Below are 19,267 nucleotides of genomic sequence, written 5' to 3'. Positions count from 1 at the left end.
CACATGACCCGGATCGCCGTCGTGCTGACTCGCGTCGCGCTGCTGCTGTGGCTGGTTTCGGGAATCGTCGCTCCGGCCGCTGCGCAGACCAGCGTCACCAACAGCACCGACGGCGCGGTGGCCTATGTCAGCAGCGCGAACTGCCCCGGCAGCGCGTTCAAGCGGACCTTCAGCGTGAGCCAGAGCCTGACGGTGGCGGACGTCAACATCGGCGTGCTGATGGCGCACGACAACCGACCGGACCTGCGGATGTACCTGGTGGGGCCGGACGGGACGCGCGTCCAGCTCGCCGCCAACAACGGCAATGCCGCCAATCACAATGTCAACGTGCTGTTCGACGACGAAGCGGCGAATGCGATCAGCAGCTACACCACCGATCCCGCCGCCGCGACGAGCACCACGGTGGTGCCGCCCTATGCCGCCAGCTATCGGCCGACCCAGGCGCTCTCGGCCTTCGACGGCAAGGCCGCGCAGGGGATCTGGACGCTGGAGATCTGCGACACCAACAACAACAGCATCAACGGTACCTTCTATCAGGCCGACCTCACCATCACCGGCGCAGCGGCGGCCGATCTTTCGCTGACCATGAGCGTCAGCCCGAGCTCGCCGGTCGCGGGCGCCACGGTCACCTACACGCTGACGGTCACCAATGCCTCGGCATCGTCGCTGACGGCGAATGGCGTGGTGGTGGGCGTGAACCTGCCCACGGGCGTGAGCTATTCGGGGTCTACCGCGACGGGAACGAGCTACGATCCCACGACGGACAACTGGACCGTCGGCACGCTCGCGCCCGGCCAGAGCCGGACGCTGACGATCACTGCGCAGGTAATCGCGAGCAGCGGCGCGACGCTCACTGCAACGGCCGAGGTGCTCGCGTCCTCCGCGACCGACAGCGATTCGACGCCGGGCAACGGCTCGACCAGCGAGGATGACTATGCCTCGGCGAGCGCCACCGTATCGGGCACGCGCACCGCGGGCACGGCCCCGACGCTGGTCTGCCCGGCCGGGAGCGCGAGCTTCAGCTGGAACAACTATAGCTGGGCGGCCGGAAGCACGAGCAACAGCTATGCGCTCGCCGGGATCGGCACACTGAGCTTCACGCTGAGCAACCCCGGCCAGTTCCTCAACAATGCCACCTATGGAGGCCAGTCGCCGACGCGCCAGAATGTCGTCACAGGCGGTCTCGCCACGGCGCGCTACTCGCTGATGGAGCTCGTCGACCTGGCGAACCAGACACAGGAAGCAACGACGACGATCAGCCTGGGCGTGGCGCTGCCGGGAGTCCAGTTCACGATCTTCGACGTCGATTATGGCACGAGCCAGTTCGCCGACAAGGTGACGATCACGGGCACGCGCAACGGCGTGACGGTCTATCCGACGCTCACCAACGGCCTGGCCAATTATGTGAGCGGCAACGTGGCCTATGGCGACCAGCTCTCGGGCGACACCCAGGCCAATGGCAATGTCGTGGTCACCTTCTCCGCGCCGGTCGACACGATCGTCCTTCGCTACGGCAACCATTCGCTGGCCCCGACGGACCCCGGGCAGCAGGGCATCGCCATATCGGATTTCACGCTGTGCAAGGCCGAATCGCGCATCGCGGTGAGCAAGAGCAGCACCGTGCTCAGCGATCCGGTGAACGGCGCGACCAACCCCAAGGCGATCCCCGGCGCCGTCGCGCAATATTGCATTCTCGTCAGCAACGCGGGCTACACCACCGCGACAAACGTGACGGCGTCGGACCCGCTGCCGGCCGGAGTCGCTTATGTCGCGGGGTCGATCCGTTCGGGAACGAGCTGCTCCGATGCGGCGACGACCGAGGACGACGATGCGGCCGGCGCCGACGAGACCGATCCGTTCGGCGCTTCGCTCTCGGGCACGACCGTCACCGGAACGGCGGGCTCGCTCGCTCCGGGCGCAAGCTTCGCCTTCACGCTGCGTACGACGATCAAATAGCCGCCGGGGCTCAATAGCCGAGCGCCGCGCCGTCGCCGCGCGGATCGGCGCCGCCTTCGTACAGGCCCTGTTCGCGGTGGACGCGGATGGCCTGGGCATGGCCGAGGTTGTCGTTCCAGTCGGTGACCATCTGGATCGGCTGGCCGCGCCGCTTGAGCTCGCGCGCGACTTCGTCGGGGATGCGGCCCTCGAGCGACAGGTTGCGCGTGCGGGTGCCCCAGGTCCGGCCCATCAGCCAGCGGGGTGCCTCGATCGCCTGCTGCACGTCATAGCCGAAGTCGATCAGCCGCGTGACCAGCGCCGCCTGCGATTGCGGCTGTCCTTCGCCCCCCATCGACCCGAAGGCGAGATAGGGACGATCGCCCTGCGTCAGCATCGCCGGGATCAGCGTGTGGAAGGTCCGCTTGCCCGGTTGGAGATGGTTGGGGTGCTTCTCGTCGAGCGAGAAGAAGGCGCCGCGGTTCTGCATCAATATGCCGGTATCGCCGCCCACCACCGCACTGCCGAAGTCGTGGTAGATCGACTGGATCAGCGACACGACCATGCCGTCGCGATCGGCGGCGCAGAAATAGCAGGTGTCCCCGTCGGGCGCGCGACGCTCGTGCGGATCGGCATAGGCGATGCCCGCGGGCACGGCGGCGATGCCGAGCGCGCGCTCGGGGTCGATCAGGCGGCGGCGCTCGTCGGCATAGGCTTGGCTGATCAGCCGCTCCACCGGCATGTCGACGAAATCAGGGTCGGTGAGCCATTCCTCGCGATCGGCGAATGCGAGCTTAACCGCCTCGGCCATGTGGTGATAATAATCGGCGGTCCCTTCGCCCCACGACGCAACGTCATAGCCGCCAATCAGGTTGAGGATCTGGAGCGCCGTGAAGCCCTGGGTGTTGGGTGGCAGCTCATGGACCCGATAGCCGCGATATTCGGCCGTGATCGGCTCGACCCATTCGGCGCGGAAGGCGGCGAAGTCCTCGGCGGCGAGCGGCGATCCGCCGGGCTGCAGCGAGGCGCAAATGCGTGCCGCGATGTCGCTTTCGTAGAACCCGGCGCGCGCGCCCTGGCCGGCGATCTGCTGGAGCGCGCGGGCGAGATCGGCCTGGACCAGCCGCTGCCCGTCGCGGGGGACACGTCCTCCGGGCAGGAAGATCGCCGCGGTGGCCCGATCCTTGCCGAGGATCTGTTCGTCCTGCGCGGTCCAGTCGGCGAGCGAGCGGCTGACCGGCATGCCCTCGCGCGCATAGCCGATCGCCGCTTCGAACAGTGCGCTCCATTCGAGCCGGCCGAAGCGCTCGTGCGCCAGTCGCCAGCCGTCGATCGCGCCGGGGACGGTGAGGACGCTGAGCGGCCCGCGCGCGGGAATCTCGCCCTCCTTGGCATGGGGCTGGTAATAGTCGAGCGTCGCGCGTTGCGCCGCAGGACCGCTGGCGTTGATGCCGTGGACGCGGCCGCTGCCCGGCTCGGCGATCAGCCAGAAGCCGTCGCCGCCGAGCCCCGCCATGTGCGGATAGACGACGCACAGCACCGCATTGGCGGCGATCGCCGCGTCGACCGCGCTGCCGCCCTGCTGCAGCGCATTGAGTCCCGCGGAACTGGCGAGATAATGCGGCGTCGAGACCACGCCGTGCGGCGCATAGGTGGGCGGGCGGCCCGTGCGCGGACCATTGGGATGGCTCATCATCACCTCCTGACGGGCGCCGCCGCGAAGGCGGGCAGGGGCCTAGGAGGTCCGATCGTCGAACTCCATGCCGACGTCGCGGACCTTGTCGTTGCTGTGATCCATGTATCGCGTCCAGACGGGCAGCAGCCCGCCCGCGACAATCGCCCCGAGCCCGACCCACCACAGCGTCGCGCCGCCGCCGGTCGTGCCGATGCTGATGATCGGGAAGGCGGCGCACAGCAGCAGAAGCGACAGGCATTCCGCCATGAGTTTCTTGTCCACCTCGTCCTCCTCAGAGCAGGATCATTGCCACCGTCGTCACGCCGGTCAGCACGGCGACCAGGACCGTCCAGGGCATGGTGATCCGCAGCACCGAGCCCTCCTGTCCCTTGATCCCGGCAATGCTGGTGCCGAGCACGATGTTGGCCGGGGCGATCGCATTGCCATAGGCGCTGCCCGCCGCCTGGGTGGCGATGATCGTCTCGCGCGGGAGGCCGTGGAGATCGGCGACACCGCTCTGCACTCCGCCGAACAGCACGTTCGAGGCAGTGCTGCTCGAGGTCATGAAGGCGCCGAGACCCCCGATCAGATTGGCGAGACCGGCATAGACCAGAGGCGGCGATACGGCGGCGAGGCCATAGGCGATGGTCAGCGACTGGCCGCTGTGATCGAGGATGCGGCTGGTGACGAGGAAGGCGATGATCGGCACCGATGCGGGCACCGCGTCGATGAGCAGTGCGGACCAGATCCGCTCGGGCGTGTGGCGCTCCGCCCAGGCGCGGTAATAGCCGCCCGCCCGGTACACGAACCAGACGATGATCGCCGTGACCAGCAGCATCATGCCCGGGTGCGTGAAGGGCGTGATCGGCGCGTAGCTGTCCACCGCCGCGTTGTAGATGCTGAAGCCCGTGCCCACTTCCGGGAAGGGCAGGCCGATGCGGACCTGGCGCAGCAGCGCGTTGAGCGGCGGGATCAGCAGCGCGCTCAGCGTCACCACGGTGAGGATGACATAGGGCACGAACGACATGGTGAGGCTCATCACCGGCGCAGCCTCGCGCTGCTCGCTTACCGTCTGCTCCATCATCGCCGGCCGATAGGGGATGCCGGTGACGGGCTCGCCGAACCGGCGCCAGCGCGACAGCGGATAGAGCGACAGGAGCGCGACCGCCGCGGCAAGGAAGGTCGAGAGCTCGGGGCTGAACAGCGCGACCAGCAGCTGGCCGACGCCCAGGATCGTGCCCAGGATCAGCACCAGCGGCCAGGCATGGCGCACCGCCGCGCCGCGACCATAGACCCAGACGACGAGCAGGCCGCCGAGATAGTTGGAGATGAGCACGAGGAACGCCGATTCGAGCGCCGCGCGGGGGACGTCCTCGAGATTGGCGACCTGCAGCGTCGCGAGCCAGCCGACGCCGAGCGTGCCGAAGAACCGCGCCCAGGCATGCGCGACCACGGCCATCACCACCGCGTAGACCGGCTTGACGCCGATCGCGATCAGCAGCGGCACGACCACCACGACGGGCGCGCCGAAGCCCGCGATGCCCTGCAGGAACGAAGCGAAGACCCAGCTGAGCGCCAGGACGATGAACAGCTCGTTCCGGCTGAATCTCGAAATGCCCTGGCGCAGCGCATCATAGGCGCCGGCCTGCTTGGTCACCTGATAGAGCAGCAGCGCGGGCCAGATCACATAGAGGATGAAGATCGCGTCCCACACGCCCTTGCCGCCGGCGACCGCCAGCGTCTGCCAGGGCGTCCGGAAGGCGAAGAGCGCGACCAGCGCGGCCGTGAACATCGCCATCGGACCCGCCTCGGGCGCGCGCCAGCGCAGCGGCACGAGGAACACGAGCAGCACGACGATCGAGAGGACCGCGAGCACCCAGTGCAGAAGATCGACCGGAACCGGCGCCGTTTCCATAGGCTCTCCCCAAATCGGCGGTTGCCGCGCTTTGCGGGCTTTCAGGAGTAGGGGTGCACCTCAGCCCCTCTGGGGCCAGCGGGTAATCGGTGATTTCCCTGAGAAGGACGAGGCGCTTTCCCCTGCGCAGCGCCTGCGCGCAGGGTGACGCAGCGGTTCGGCGAAGAAGTCTGGCGCGCCGCTTGCGCGAACCACGCTCGGGGAAGCGCCTGACGCTTTTCAGGGGAATCACCGATTACGCGCATGGCCGCCAGCGGCTGAGGTAGCCACCGGTTCCCCGAACCGGCGGCGAGTGGCACCAGCCCATTTGCGCAGACCTCTTTCGTTGGTGGAGGGGCTTATGCGTGTACCCACCGTAGCTTCCCGCGGGCACGAGGCACGTGCCCCCCGATCCGGCCAGCAAACCCGTGCGTGCGCGCGATCGGGCGAGAGGCTGAGGGCCTCCTCCTCGGTGCGGGCGATGCTCGCGGGCTGCCCCAAGCTTCATGCCCGAACGAGCATCGCGGCAGGAATCCTGCTCACCACCTTCGTTCCCGTGGGCGCCTGGGCCAATTGCACGATGGTGAGCAACAACCCGCCGCAATGGGTGTGCTCGCCCCCCACGCCGCAGACCACGCGCATCGGCTCGGGCCCCAATACGCAGAGCGGCGCGACCGTGACGGTCGATCCGGGCGCGCAGGTCAACGTCGGGAACCAGAACGCGATCAGCCTGGGCGACAATGCCACGATCACGGTCGGCGACGGCGCTACGGTGACCAACAACGGCACGAACTCGTCGAACCAAAGCTCGCTGTGGGGCGTGGGGCCGAACACGATCGAATTCGGGTCCAACGGCACGCTGACGATCGGTACCGGCGCGTTCGTCACGGCGAACGGCTCGGCCAACAACGGCGAGCCCATCAACGTGATGGGCACCGGCAACATGATCGTGAACCGGGGCACGGTCTCGTCGCGCAGCGGTGCCGCGATCTGGTTCGAGGACAAGACGACCGGCGCAGGCAACACGGTCGACAACTACGGCGTGATCGAGACCCAGCTCGGCGCCAACGCCAATGTGATCGGCAACCAGCGCACCAGCGACGTCACCTTCATCAACCGCACCGGCGCGACCGTGCGCGGCAGCCTGTCCTTCGCGGGCGGCAATGATTCGCTGACGCTCGAGACCGGATCGGTGATCACCGGCAGCTTCAACGGCGGCGGCGGCACCAACTCGCTGAGCCTGAGCGGCACCGGCAACGACAGCCTGGCGGGCGACATCCGCAACTTCCAGACGCTCAACAAGGACGGCACCGGCACCTGGACACTCACCGGCGCGATCGGCGCCAATGGTGGCAACGAGGCGCTCCAGGTGTTCGTCAACGCTGGCACGCTGGCGCTGACCGGCAACAACGCCAATTTCAACGGCGCCGTCACGGTGAACCCGGCCGGCACGCTCGAGGCGCGCGCGCAGAGCCTGCCGCCCTCGGTGCTCGACAACGGGCTGGTCCGTTTCGTGCAGGACACCGCGGGCACCTATTCGGGCGTGATCAGCGGCAGCGGCGCGGTCGAGAAGAATCTGGGCGGCGAGCTGACGCTTGCGGGCGTCAACAGCTATTCGGGCGGGACGACGATCAACGCCGGCACCGTGCTCATCTCACAGGACGCCAATATCGGCGCGGCGGCGGGCACGCTGACGCTGAACGGCGGCATTCTGGGCGTGACGGCGGACGTCACCACTGCGCGCGCGACCACGGTTGGGCCGCTCGGCGGCGGGCTCAGCGCCGTGGCGGGCACCACGCTGACGCACAATGGCGCGATCAACGGACCTGGTGCGCTCACCAAGAGCGGTGCCGGCACCGTCATCCTCACCGGCAGCAATTTCTATCTCAACGGCACGCGGATCGAGGAAGGCGTGCTGCAGGTCTCGAGCAACGGCAATCTGGGCCTGGCCTCGGGTCCGCTCACCTTCAGCGGCGGTACGCTGCGGACTACCGCTACCATGGAACTGCTTCGCTTCACCACGATCGACAGTGACGGGGGCACCATCGAGACCGCCGGCGGCACGACCGCGACCATACCCGGCTCCCTCGTCGGTGCGGGCCGCCTTACCAAGTCCGGCGATGGCACGCTGCTGCTCACGGGCACCAACTCCTATCTCGGCGGCACGCTGGTGACTGCCGGCACGGTCGAGATCGGGAGCGACGCGGCGCTGGGCGACCCCGCTGGGCTGCTCACGCTAGACGGCGGCACGCTTCGCATCACCCAGAGCGCCACGGCCAGCCGGAGCACTCTGATGGGCCCGGCAGGCGGCACGATCGAAGTCGTGACCGGTGCCGACGTCAATTACAGCGGCAGCATCAGCGGCGCCGGCAGCGCCACCAAGACCGGCGGCGGGAATCTCTTCCTGACCGGCACGAGCAATTACACGGGCAACACCACGATCGCGGCGGGCGCGCTCTATGTCGACGGCGACCTGAGCGCGGCGACGGGCAATGCCACCGTGCTGAGCGGCGCCCGCCTCAGCGGCAATGGCACCTATGGGGGCAGCGTCACCGTCAACGGCGGCGGCATATTGGCGGCGGGGAACGTGCTCGGCGCGCCGGGGATCCTCACCATGGGGAACCTGACGCTCAGCGGGGCCTCCAACCTGTTCCTCAACGTCATTGACACCACGGTCGGCGGTGCGCTCAACGACCTGATCGTGGTGAACGGCGATCTGGTGCTCGACGGCCAGGTCAACGTCCTCGACCAGGGGCAGAACCTCGGGCCCGGCGTCTATCGCATCATCAACTACACCGGCGCGCTCACCAACAACACGCTGGACATCGGCGGCTTTGCCGCGGTCGACGGCACGCCGACCCGGCCGCTCGACGGGTTCAGCGTCCAGACGGCGGTGCCCAACCAGGTCAATCTGATCAACACCAACGGCCTGTCGCTCAATTATTGGGACGGCGCCGACATCGCCAATGCGAACAACAATGTGATCAACGGCGGCCCCGGTACCTGGCTGTCGGGTGCCGGCGCGCCGCCGACCTGGACCGATCCCAACGGGGCTGTGAATGCGCCCTGGGCCGATGGGCAGTTCGCGATCTTCGTTGGGACACCCGCTACGGTCACCGCGAGCAATGCGCTGGGGCAGATCACCACCTCGGGCATGCAGTTCGGCGTCAACGGCTATGTGCTGACGGGCGATCCGCTGCTGCTGGTCGATTCGGCCGCGACGCCGGGGGTCTCGACCATCCGCGTGGGCGACGGCACCAGCCTCGGCGCGTCGTACGTCGCCACCATCAGCGCGCCTCTCACCGGCGCCACCCAGTTGCTCAAGACCGACGCTGGCCGGCTCATCCTCTCGGGCGTGAACAGCTATTCGGGCGGCACGCGGATCCAGGGCGGGACGATCCAGATCGCCAGCGACGCGAACCTGGGCGCTGTCAGCACCGGACTTTCGCTCGATAGCGGCACGCTGGCCACCACCGCCGACATCACTACCGACCGCGCGGTGGTTATCGATCCGGGCAACGGCACCTTCGACACCTCCGCGGGAACCACGCTGACGCTCAGCACCGCGCTGAGCGGCGTGGGGGCGCTCCAGCACCGCGGCGCGGGCAATCTCACGCTGCTGGCGGACAGCACCCATTCGGGCGGCACGATCAACTTCGAGGGCACGCTCCAGCTCGGCAACGGCGGCACCGGCGGCGCCATCACCGGGCCGATGATCAACCAGGGCGTGCTGCTGGTGAACCGTTCGGACCAGCTCGTGCTCGCTGACCTGATTCTGGGCGGCGGATCGCTGGTGCAGGCGGGCACCGGCACCACGGTGCTGACCGCCGACGACCTCTATATCGGCGGCACGACGATCAGCGCGGGCACGCTCCAGCTCGGCGCCGGCGGTGCCACCGGCAGCGTCGTCGGCCCGATCGTCGACAATGCGGCGCTGACGATCAACCATTCGAACGAGTTCACGCTGGCGAACGTCGTCTCTGGCACCGGCACGCTTACTCAGTCGGGAAGCGGAACGACGCTGCTCACCGGCGCGAACAGCTATACCGGGGGCACCACCGTCTCGGCCGGGCAGCTCTATGTCGACGGCGACCAGACCGCAGCCACAGGTGCCGCGGTGGCGCTTTCCGGCACCCGGCTGGGCGGGAGCGGCGTCATCGGCGGCGACGTGACGATCCAGGACGGCGCGATGCTCTCGCCGGGCGCCAACCCCACGGCTGCGGGCACGCTCACGATCAACGGCAACCTCAACCTCGCCCCCAATTCGAGCCTGCTCTACAACATGACGAGCACCACCGTGGGCGCCGCGGGGAACGATCTGACCAATGTAGGCGGTAACCTGCTGCTCGACGGCACGATCAACCTGGTAGACCAGGGGCAGCAGCTCGCACCGGGCGTCTATCGCGTCTTCAACTATTCGGGCGCGCTGCTGAACGCGGGGCTGACGCTCGGCGGCTACACCGTCGACGGCACCACGATCACGGCGCCGCTCACCGGCTTCCTGGTGCAGACCTCGATCCCGAACCAGGTCAATCTGATCAACACCGCGGGGCAAGCGCTCAACTATTGGGACGGCGTCGCCATCGGCGTCCCCAACGACGGCGCCATCCAGGGCGGCAACGGAACCTGGCAGGTGGGAGCGCTCTCGCCCTCGAGCTGGACCGACCCCGACGGCGCCGCGAACGCGCCTTGGGCGAACGGAAGCTTCGCGATCTTCGTCGGGGCGCCGGGCACCGTTGTGGCAGACAATCTGCTCGGACAGATCCAGGTGGCCGGTATGCAATTCGGCGTCGACGGCTATACGCTGACCGGCGGTCCGATCGAACTCGTCGGCTCCACGGCGACGCCCGGCGATTCCACGATCCGCGTCGGCGACGGCAGTCCGAATGGCGCCGCCATGACGGCCACGATCAGCGCGCCACTGTTCGGCACCAGCCTGCTCCGCAAGAGCGACGCCGGCACGCTCGTGCTCAGCGGCGCCAACACTTACACCGGCGGCACCGTGGTCGACGGCGGCACGCTCGAGGTGAGCGCTGATACCAATCTGGGCGACGCGGCGGGCCGGCTCACGCTTGCCGACGGTACGTTACGCGCAGGCGCCGACATGACGAGCGCGCGCGCGGTCGTGCTGAACGGATTGTTCGGCGGCACCTTCGAGACCGCGACCTCCGGGGGCGCGGCGACCACGCTCCAGCTCGACGGGGCGATCGGCGGGACCGGCGGGCTCTTCAAGACCGGCGCGGGCACGCTGCTGCTGACTGCGGACAATGCCTATCGCGGCGGCACCACGATCAGTGCGGGCACGCTCCAGCTCGGCAATGGCGGCACGACCGGCGGGCTGCTCGGCCTGATCGAGGACAATGGCGCGCTGGTCGTCAATCGCTCCAACGCATTCACGATCTTCGGCACGATCTCCGGCATCGGATCGCTCGAGCAGGCGGGGACCGGCACGACGATCCTCACCGCCGACAACACCTACACCGGCGGCACTACGATCAGCGCAGGCACGCTGCAGATTGGCAACGGCGGCACCACCGGCCATGTCGTCGGCGATATCGTCGACAACAGCATCCTCGTCATCAACCGCTCGGATACCAAGCTGACGCCCGGGGTCATTTCGGGAACCGGCCAGCTGATCCAGGCGGGCACCGGTATCACTGTGCTCCAGGCCGACAACAGCTATACCGGCGGCACCACGATCAACGCCGGCATGCTGCAGCTGGGCGACGGCGGTACGGCGGGCAGCATCGTCGGCGACGTGACCAACAACAGCGTGCTTGCCTTCAACCGCTCCGACGTCGTCACCTTCGGCGGGGTGATCAGCGGGCCAGGCTCGCTGCTGCACCTCGGCACCGGCACGACGATCCTCACCGGCGCGAACACGATGACCGGCGGCACGACGGTCGCCGCGGGAACGCTCCAGATCGGCGACGGCGGGACCAACGGCCAGCTGTTCGGCGACATCGTCAACAACGGCACGGTGATCCTCGATCGCTCGGACGACATCCTCTATTCGGGCTCGATCTCGGGCACCGGCAACACGATCAAGAACGGCGCGGGCACGCTGATCGTGACGGGCACCGGCACCTATACCGGCGGCACCACGATCAACGCCGGCATCCTCCAGCTCGGCAATGGCGGCACCAGCGGCAGCATCATCGGCGACGTGGTCGACAATGCCGCGCTGGTCGTGAACCGCTCGGACAGCATCCTGCTCTCGGGCGTCGTATCGGGCACGGGCCGCTTCGAGCAGGCGGGCACCGGCACTACCGTCTTCGAAGGCGACAACAGCTACACCGGCGGCACGCTGATCAGCGCGGGCACGCTCCAGGTCGGCAACGGCGGCGTAACCGGCAGCATCGTCGGCGACGTGACCGACAATGGCCGACTGGTGTTCAACCGCGCCGATACCTTCACCTTCGGCGGCCTGGTCTCGGGCACCGGCGAGCTGGTGCAGGCGGGCCTGGGCACGCTCATACTCACCAACGCCAACAGCTACACCGGCGGCACTGCGATCGAATCGGGCACCCTCCAGGTCGCCGCGGACAACAATATGGGCGATCCCGCCGGGCCGCTGCGCATCAGCGGCGGCACGCTGCATACCACGACGAGCTTCGCGACGACGCGCGCCACCACGCTCGCGCAGCAGGGCGGCACCTTCGACGTCGATCCGGGCACCACGCTGACGCACAACGGCGTGGTGACGGGCGCCGGCAGCCTTACCAAGGTGGGCACGGGCACGCTGATCCTCACCGGCACCAACGATTATGGCCGCGAGACCTTCGTCAACGCGGGCACGCTGCAAGTGAACGGCGACCAGACGCTGGCGACTGGCCCCACCTCGGTCGCGAGCGGCGCGACGCTGGCGGGCATCGGCATCATCGGCGGCGACGTGAGCATTGCCGATGGGGGCATCCTCGCCCCCGGAACCAGCCCCGGCACGCTGACGATCGCCGGCGATCTTGCGCTGAGCGCGGGGTCGATCCTCAACTATGAGTTCGGCCAGGCGAATGTCCCGGGCGGCCCGCTCAACGACCTGACGATCGTGGGCGGCGACCTGGTGCTCGACGGAACGATCAACGTCACCGTCTCGGCCGGCGGCAGCTTCGATCCGGGCGTCTACCGTGTGTTCAACTATGCCGGGACCCTTACCGACAACGGCCTCTCGGTCGGCACCATCCCGGCGACAGGCTATTATGTGCAGACCTCGATCGCCAACCAGGTCAACCTCGTCAACACCAGCGGGCTGACGCTCAACTATTGGGACGGTGCCGCTGGGCCCAAGAACGACGGCGTGGTCAATGGCGGCGATGGCCTGTGGCAGAGCAGCGCGGGCAACGACAATTGGACGATCGACGCAGGCACCCCCAACGCGCCCTTCACCGATTCGGCCTTTGCGATCTTCACGGGCGCGCCGGGCACGGTCACGGTCGACCCGTCGCTGGGCCCGATCAATGCCGCGGGGATGCAGTTCGCGACCGACGGCTATCTGGTGCAGGGCGACACGATCAACCTGGTCGGCGCGGGCACCTCGATCATCCGCGTCGGCGACGGCACGGCGGCGGGGGCAGCGATGACCGCCACGATCGGCTCGGTGCTGGCGGGCACGACCAGCCTCACCAAGACCGATCTGGGCACGCTGATCCTCACGGGCGCCAACAGCTATTCGGGCGGCACCGTCATCGACGATGGCGTGCTCCAGATCGCGAGCGACACCAACCTTGGCGCAGCGGCGGGCACGCTGAGCTTCGACGGCGGCACGCTGCGCACCACCGCCGACATGACGATCGCACGCGCCACCGACATCGGCAGCGGCGGCGGCACGATCGAGACGCTGGCGGGCACCACGCTGACGCATGGCAGCGCGATCACCGGCGTCGGCGCGCTGACCAAGACGGGCGACGGCACGCTGATTTCCACCGCTGACAATGGCTATACCGGTGGGACCACCATCGCGGCGGGTACGCTCCAGCTAGGCAATGGCGGCACCGCGGGCAGCGTGGTCGGCGATATCGTCGACAATGCCGCGCTGGTGGTGAACCGCTCGAACGAAGTCACGCTGGCGGGCGTGATCTCCGGCACCGGCACGCTCACCCAGGCCGGCACCGGGACGACGATCCTGACGGGCGCCAACAGCTATGCCGGCACCACGACGGTCGCCGCGGGCACGCTGCTCGTCAACGGCGACCAGAGCGCGGCAACCGGGCTGACCGGAGTCGCATCGGGCGCCACCATCGGCGGCACCGGGACGATCGGCGGCAATCTGATCGTCGGCGACGGCGGGACGCTCGCACCGGGGCAGGGGGTGGGGACGCTGACGGTCAACGGCGCGCTCGGCCTCACCGGCGGCTCGCGGCTCGCCTATGACTTCGGCCAGGCGAACGTCGTCGGCGGCGCGCTCAACGACCTGACGGTGGTCGGCGGCGACCTGGTGCTCGACGGCACGATCGACGTGACGCTCGCGCCCGGGGGCAGCATCGATCCGGGCGTCTATCGCGTGATCAGCTATGCCGGCGCGCTCACCGACAATGGGCTGAAGATCGGCACCATGCCCGCGCCGGGTTTCCTCGTGCAGACCTCGATCGCCAACCAGGTCAATCTGGTGAACACCGCCGGGCTGACGCTCAGCTATTGGGACGGTGCGGCCGGTCCCAAGAATGACGGCGTCGTCAACGGCGGCGACGGGCTGTGGCAGGCAGCTGCGGGCAATGACAATTGGACCACGGCTTCGGGCACGCCCAACGCGCCCTTCGCCGACGCGAGTTTCGCGATCTTCATGGGCGCGCCGGGCACGGTGACGGTCGATCCCTCGCTGGGCGCGATCAACGTGTCGGGCATGCAATATGCCGTCGACGGCTATGTCGTGCAGGGCGGGCCGATCAACCTTGCCGGCACCAACGCCATCGTCCGTGTCGGGGACGGCACCGCCGCGGGCACGGGGATGACCGCGACGATCAACTCGGTGCTCGCGGGCGCCGCCGACCTCACCAAGAGCGATCTCGGCACGCTCGTGCTCACGGCGGCCAACAGCTACAGCGGCGGCACGACGGTGACCGGCGGCGTGCTCCAGATCGCGAGCGATGCCAATCTCGGCGCGGCGGCGGGCGGCCTGACGCTCGACGGCGGCACGCTACGCAACACCGCCGACCTCAGCCTCGCGCGCGCCACCACGCTCGGTGCGGCGGGCGGGACCTTCGACACGCTCGGCGCGCTTACCATCACCAGCGCGATCACGGGCGCGGGCGGCCTCACCAAGACCGGCGCGGCCACGCTCACCCTCACCGGCGCCAATGCCTATGCCGGGCCGACGACGGTCTCCGCTGGCGCGCTCTATGTCGAGGGCAACCAGGCCGCGGCGACCGGCACAACCTCGGTCGCGAGCGGCGCGACGCTGGGCGGATCGGGCACGATCGGCGGCAGCGTAGCGATCACCGACGGCGCCACGCTGTCGCCGGGAAGCGTGGGCGTGGCACCGGGCACGCTCGCCATCGCGGGTGGCCTGTCGCTCGCGCCGGGCGCCACGCTCGCCTACAGCTTCGGCCAGGCCAATGTCGTCGGCGGCGCGCTCAACGATCTCACTACGGTCGGCGGCGATCTGGTGCTCGACGGCACGATCAACGTCACGCTGGCCCCGGGCGGCAGCCTCGATCCGGGCGTGTACCGCGTGATCGACTATGCGGGCGCGCTCACCGACAATGGGCTGGTGATCGGGACGATCCCGGCCCCGGGCTTCCTCGTCCAGACATCGATCGCCAACCAGGTCAATCTGGTGAACACCGCCGGGCTGACGCTCAGCTATTGGGACGGCGCCGCGGGCCCGAAGAACGACAGCGTCGTCAATGGCGGCAACGGCGCCTGGCAGGCCTCGGCGGGCAACGACAATTGGACGACCGTCACCGGCACGCCCAATGCCCCCTTCAGCGACGGAAGCTTCGCGATCTTCATGGGCGCCCCGGGTACGGTGGCGGTCGACAGCTCGCTCGGCGCGATCAACGCGGCGGGGATGCAGTTCGCAGTCGACGGCTATCTGGTCCAGGGCGATCCGATCACTCTCGTCGGCGCTGCGCCGGTGATCCGCGTCGGTGACGGCACCGCAGCGGGCGCGGGGATGACGGCTACGATCAATTCGGTGCTCGCCGGCACCGGCGGCCTCACCAAGAGCGACCTCGGCACGCTGATCCTCGGCGCCGCCAACAGCTACTCCGGCGGCACCAGCGTTACCGGCGGCGTGCTCCAGGTCGCGAGCGACGCCAATCTCGGCGACGCCGCGGGCGGGCTGACGCTCGACGGCGGCACGCTGCGCAACACAGCGACCTTCACCAGCGCCCGCGCGACGACGCTGGATACGCTCGGCGGCACCTTCGAGACCCTGCCTGGCACCATGCTGACGCTGAGCAGCCCGGTGACGGGCGCCGGTGCGCTCACCAAAGCGGGGGCGGGCACGCTGATCCTCACCGCCGACGCCGGCTATACCGGCGGTACCACGATCGCCGCGGGCACGCTCCAGCTCGGCAATGGCGGCACTGCGGGCAGCGTGATCGGCGATATCGTCGACAACGGCACGTTGGCGATCAACCGCTCGAATGCGCTGACGCTCGCGGGGTTGATCTCGGGCACCGGCGCGCTGGTCCAGGCGGGTACCGGCACCACGACGCTCACCGGCGCCAACAGCTATGCCGGGACGACCACCGTCTCCGCGGGCACGCTGCTGGTGAACGGCAACCAGAGCGCCGCCACCGGCCTCACCACGGTCGCCTCGGGCGCCACCATCGGCGGCGTGGGCACGATCGGCGGCAACGTGACGATTGCCGACGGGGGCATCCTCGCGCCGGGTACCAGCCCGGGCACGCTCACGATCAACGGCAATCTGTCGCTGAGCGGCGGCTCGATCCTCAACTATGAGTTCGGCCAGGCCAATATCCCCGGCGGCCCGCTCAACGACCTGACGATCGTGAACGGCAATCTGGTGCTGGACGGCACGATCAACGTCACCGTCTCGGCCGGCGGCAGTTTCGATCCGGGCGTCTACCGCGTCTTCAACTATGCCGGGACGCTCACCGACAATGGCCTTGCGGTCGGCACCATCCCCTCGACCGGCTATTTCGTCCAGACTTCGGTCGCCAACCAGGTCAATCTCGTCAACACCGCCGGGCTGACGCTCAACTATTGGGACGGCGCGGCCGGGCCCAAGAACGATGGCGTGGTCAATGGCGGCAACGGCACGTGGCAGGCAGCGGCCGGCAACGACAATTGGACCACCAGCATCGGCGTGCCCAACGCGCCCTTCACCGATGCGAGCTTCGCGATCTTCATGGGCGCGCCCGGAAATGTGACGGTCGACCCGTCGCTCGGGCCGATCAACGTCTCGGGCATGCAGTACGCCGTGAACGGCTATGTCGTCGGCGGCGGCGCGATCAACCTGGTCGCGCCGGGCAGCACCATCGTCCGCGTCGGCGACGGCACCGCGGCGGGCGCGGGGATGACCGCGACGATCAACTCGGTGCTGGCGGGCACCTCGGGCCTCACCAAGAGCGATCTCGGCACGCTAATCCTGACGGGCACCAATAGCTACGCGGGCGGCACTGCCGTCGACGGCGGCGTGCTCCAGGTCGCGAGCGACGCGAACCTCGGCGCCGCCGCGGGCGGGCTCTCGTTCAACGGCGGCACGCTGCGCACCACGGCTAACATCACCACCGCACGCGCAACCGTGATGAACCCCGCCGGCGGCACGCTCGAGACCGTGGCCGGCACCACGCTGGCGATGACCGGCACCGTCTCGGGCCCCGGCGCGCTGACCAAGACCGGCACCGGCACGCTGACGCTCTCGGGCACCAACAGCTATGCGGGCGGCACCAACGTGCGCGCCGGCGTCGTCGAGATTTCGCGCGACGCGAACCTCGGCGCGGCGGCCGGACCGCTGACGCTCGACACCGGCACGCTGCGCACCACTGCGGACATCACCACGGCGCGGCCGATCACGCTCGCCGCTGGCGGCGGCACCTTCGAGACGACCGGCACCAGTGCGCTCACTGTCAATTCGGCGATCGCCGGACCGGGCGCGCTCGCCAAGACCGGCTCCGGCGCGCTGATCCTGCGCGCAGTGAACAGCTATACCGGCCCGACCAATGTCGCCGCGGGCACGCTGGCGGTCGGCGATGCGACCAGCACCACTGCCTCGATCAACGGTCCGGTGTCGGTCGCCTCGGGCGCGACTTTCGGCGGCTATGGCACCGTCAACGGCGGGGTGACCAATGCCGGCACGCTCGCGGTCGCCGACGCGCTCGATCGCTTCGCCGCTGCGGGGGCAGGCCAGTTCCGGATCAGCGGCGCGCTGGTCAACGCCGGCATCGCCGATATCGGCGGGGCGGGAGTCGGCAACCGGCTGGTGGTCGGCAGCTATCTCGGCCAGTCGGGCATCCTCGCGCTCAACACCACGCTCGCCGGCGACGGCGCGCCGACCGACCAGCTCGTGATCAACGGCGGCACCGCGACCGGCGGTACCACGCTTAGGATCACCAATGTCGGCGGCCAGGGCGCCGAGACCCCGGGCAACGGCATCGAGATCGTCGTGGCGAGCGCCGGGGCGACGACGGCACCGACGGCCTTCGCGCTCACCGATCGGCTGGTTGCCGGGCCCTATCAATATAATCTTTTCCGCGGCGGCCGCGACGGCAGCGTGCCGGAAAGCTGGTTCCTACGCTCGCAGCAGGTCGACGGCGTCACCCCGCCGCCGGTCGAACCCGGCCGGCCCGAGCCGCCGCTGATCCGCCCCGAAGTGCCCGGCTATGTCGTCATTCCCTCGCTCGCGTTGCTTTACGGCCGTGCGCTGATCGGCACGCTCCACGAGCGCGTCGGCGAGCAGGAGCAGCTCATCGGTCGCGACGACCTGCCTTCGCGCGGCCTCGGTGGCGCTTGGGGCCGCTGGCTCGGGCAGCGGATCGACTGGAACGTCGAAGGCGGCGTCTATGGCGACGGCCCGGCCTTCCGTGCGAGCAACTACGCGATGCAGATCGGCGTCGACGCAGTGCGCAGCACCGACAGCTCGGGCGGCATCACCTTCGCGGGGGTCTATGGCGCCTATGGCTGGACCGACGCCCTGGTGCGCGACTATGACATGAGCCAGGCGGGCCGCGCGAAGCTGGAGGCCTATACCGCCGGCCTCTACGGCACGCATTATGGCCGGAGCGGCTGGTACCTCGACGCGGTCGCCCAGGTCACGCGCTATCACGCGCGCGCCGGCTCGGGCTTCTTCTCCGACCTCAAGACCAAGGGCACCGGCGTCGCCGCATCGCTCGAAGCGGGCGTCCCCCTCCACCTCGGCGGCGGCCTCACGCTCGAGCCCCAGGCCCAGATCATGTTCCAGAAGATTCACTTCGACGACGCCGCCGATCCCGCGGCGGAGGTCCACTTCGACGACGTCAATTCGCTGACCGGCCGGATCGGCCTGCGCCTGGCGCACAACAGCGAGCGGCCGGGCACTTATGGCCCGCGTCCGACAACCGTCTGGCTGCGCGCGAACGTTTGGCGGGAGTTCATCGCCAATCCCAAGACGTCCTTCTCGTCGGCCAACGGGCTCGTTCCCTTCCGCTCGAACATGAAGGACACCTGGGGCGAGCTGGGCGCGGGGGTGAGCACGACGCTGACTCGCAACGCCAACCTCTTCCTCACCGGCGCCTATCAGAAGTCGTTCGATCGCGACGTGAAGTCCTGGGACGTCAAGGCGGGCCTGCGCTTCAACTGGTGAGCTCGGAGGGCCGGAGGAG

The 19,267-nt window shown here is 68.9% G+C and carries 5 protein-coding genes; 2 read left to right on the top strand and 3 right to left on the bottom strand.

Features of this window, described 5'->3' with window-relative positions:
• Positions 1 to 3 precede the first annotated feature (3 nt).
• Positions 4 to 1,956, top strand: coding sequence for a proprotein convertase P-domain-containing protein (locus tag J7500_RS14025; protein WP_294062427.1), 1,953 nt, complete (start codon positions 4 to 6; stop codon positions 1,954 to 1,956).
• A gap of 10 nt (positions 1,957 to 1,966) precedes the next feature.
• On the opposite strand, the gene ggt is transcribed toward J7500_RS14025, so the two are convergent.
• Genes ggt through J7500_RS14010 form a run of 3 tightly spaced genes read right to left on the bottom strand, consistent with a single transcriptional unit; the run spans position 1,967 to position 5,525 of the window.
• Positions 1,967 to 3,628 carry a gamma-glutamyltransferase gene (gene ggt, locus J7500_RS14020; RefSeq protein WP_294062426.1) on the bottom strand — a complete coding sequence of 554 codons (1,662 nt, stop codon included), beginning with the start codon at positions 3,626 to 3,628 and terminating at the stop codon, positions 1,967 to 1,969.
• Between the two features lie 42 nt (positions 3,629 to 3,670).
• On the bottom strand, positions 3,671 to 3,892 hold the full coding sequence (locus tag J7500_RS14015) for a hypothetical protein (protein ID WP_294062425.1): 222 nt from the start codon (positions 3,890 to 3,892) through the stop codon (positions 3,671 to 3,673).
• A 10-nt stretch (positions 3,893 to 3,902) separates the two neighbouring features.
• Positions 3,903 to 5,525: an L-lactate permease gene (locus J7500_RS14010; protein WP_294062424.1), complete on the bottom strand. Its 1,623-nt coding sequence runs from the start codon at positions 5,523 to 5,525 to the stop codon at positions 3,903 to 3,905.
• A 460-nt stretch (positions 5,526 to 5,985) separates the two neighbouring features.
• Here J7500_RS14010 and J7500_RS14005 point away from each other — a divergent pair, with 460 nt between their 5' ends.
• The gene (locus J7500_RS14005; RefSeq protein ID WP_294062682.1) at positions 5,986 to 19,248 is read left to right on the top strand and encodes an autotransporter-associated beta strand repeat-containing protein; all 13,263 of its coding nucleotides are present in this window, start codon (positions 5,986 to 5,988) and stop codon (positions 19,246 to 19,248) included.
• Positions 19,249 to 19,267 lie beyond the last annotated feature (19 nt).

Origin of the sequence: Sphingomonas sp. (assembly GCF_017744835.1) — a bacterium.
GTDB lineage: Bacteria > Pseudomonadota > Alphaproteobacteria > Sphingomonadales > Sphingomonadaceae > Sphingomonas.
Note: the sequence above shows the minus strand (reverse complement) of the source record. Positions and strands in the feature narration are given on the sequence as shown.

Bases quoted from the DNA above. Each gene is read 5' to 3' on its own strand.
- ggt (WP_294062426.1), bottom strand. From the start codon at position 3,628: ATGAGCCATCCCAATGGTCCGCGCACGGGCCGCCCGCCCACCTATGCG.
- J7500_RS14010 (WP_294062424.1), bottom strand. From the start codon at position 5,525: ATGGAAACGGCGCCGGTTCCGGTCGATCTTCTGCACTGGGTGCTCGCG.
- J7500_RS14025 (WP_294062427.1), top strand. From the start codon at position 4: ATGACCCGGATCGCCGTCGTGCTGACTCGCGTCGCGCTGCTGCTGTGG.
- J7500_RS14005 (WP_294062682.1), top strand. From the start codon at position 5,986: ATGCTCGCGGGCTGCCCCAAGCTTCATGCCCGAACGAGCATCGCGGCA.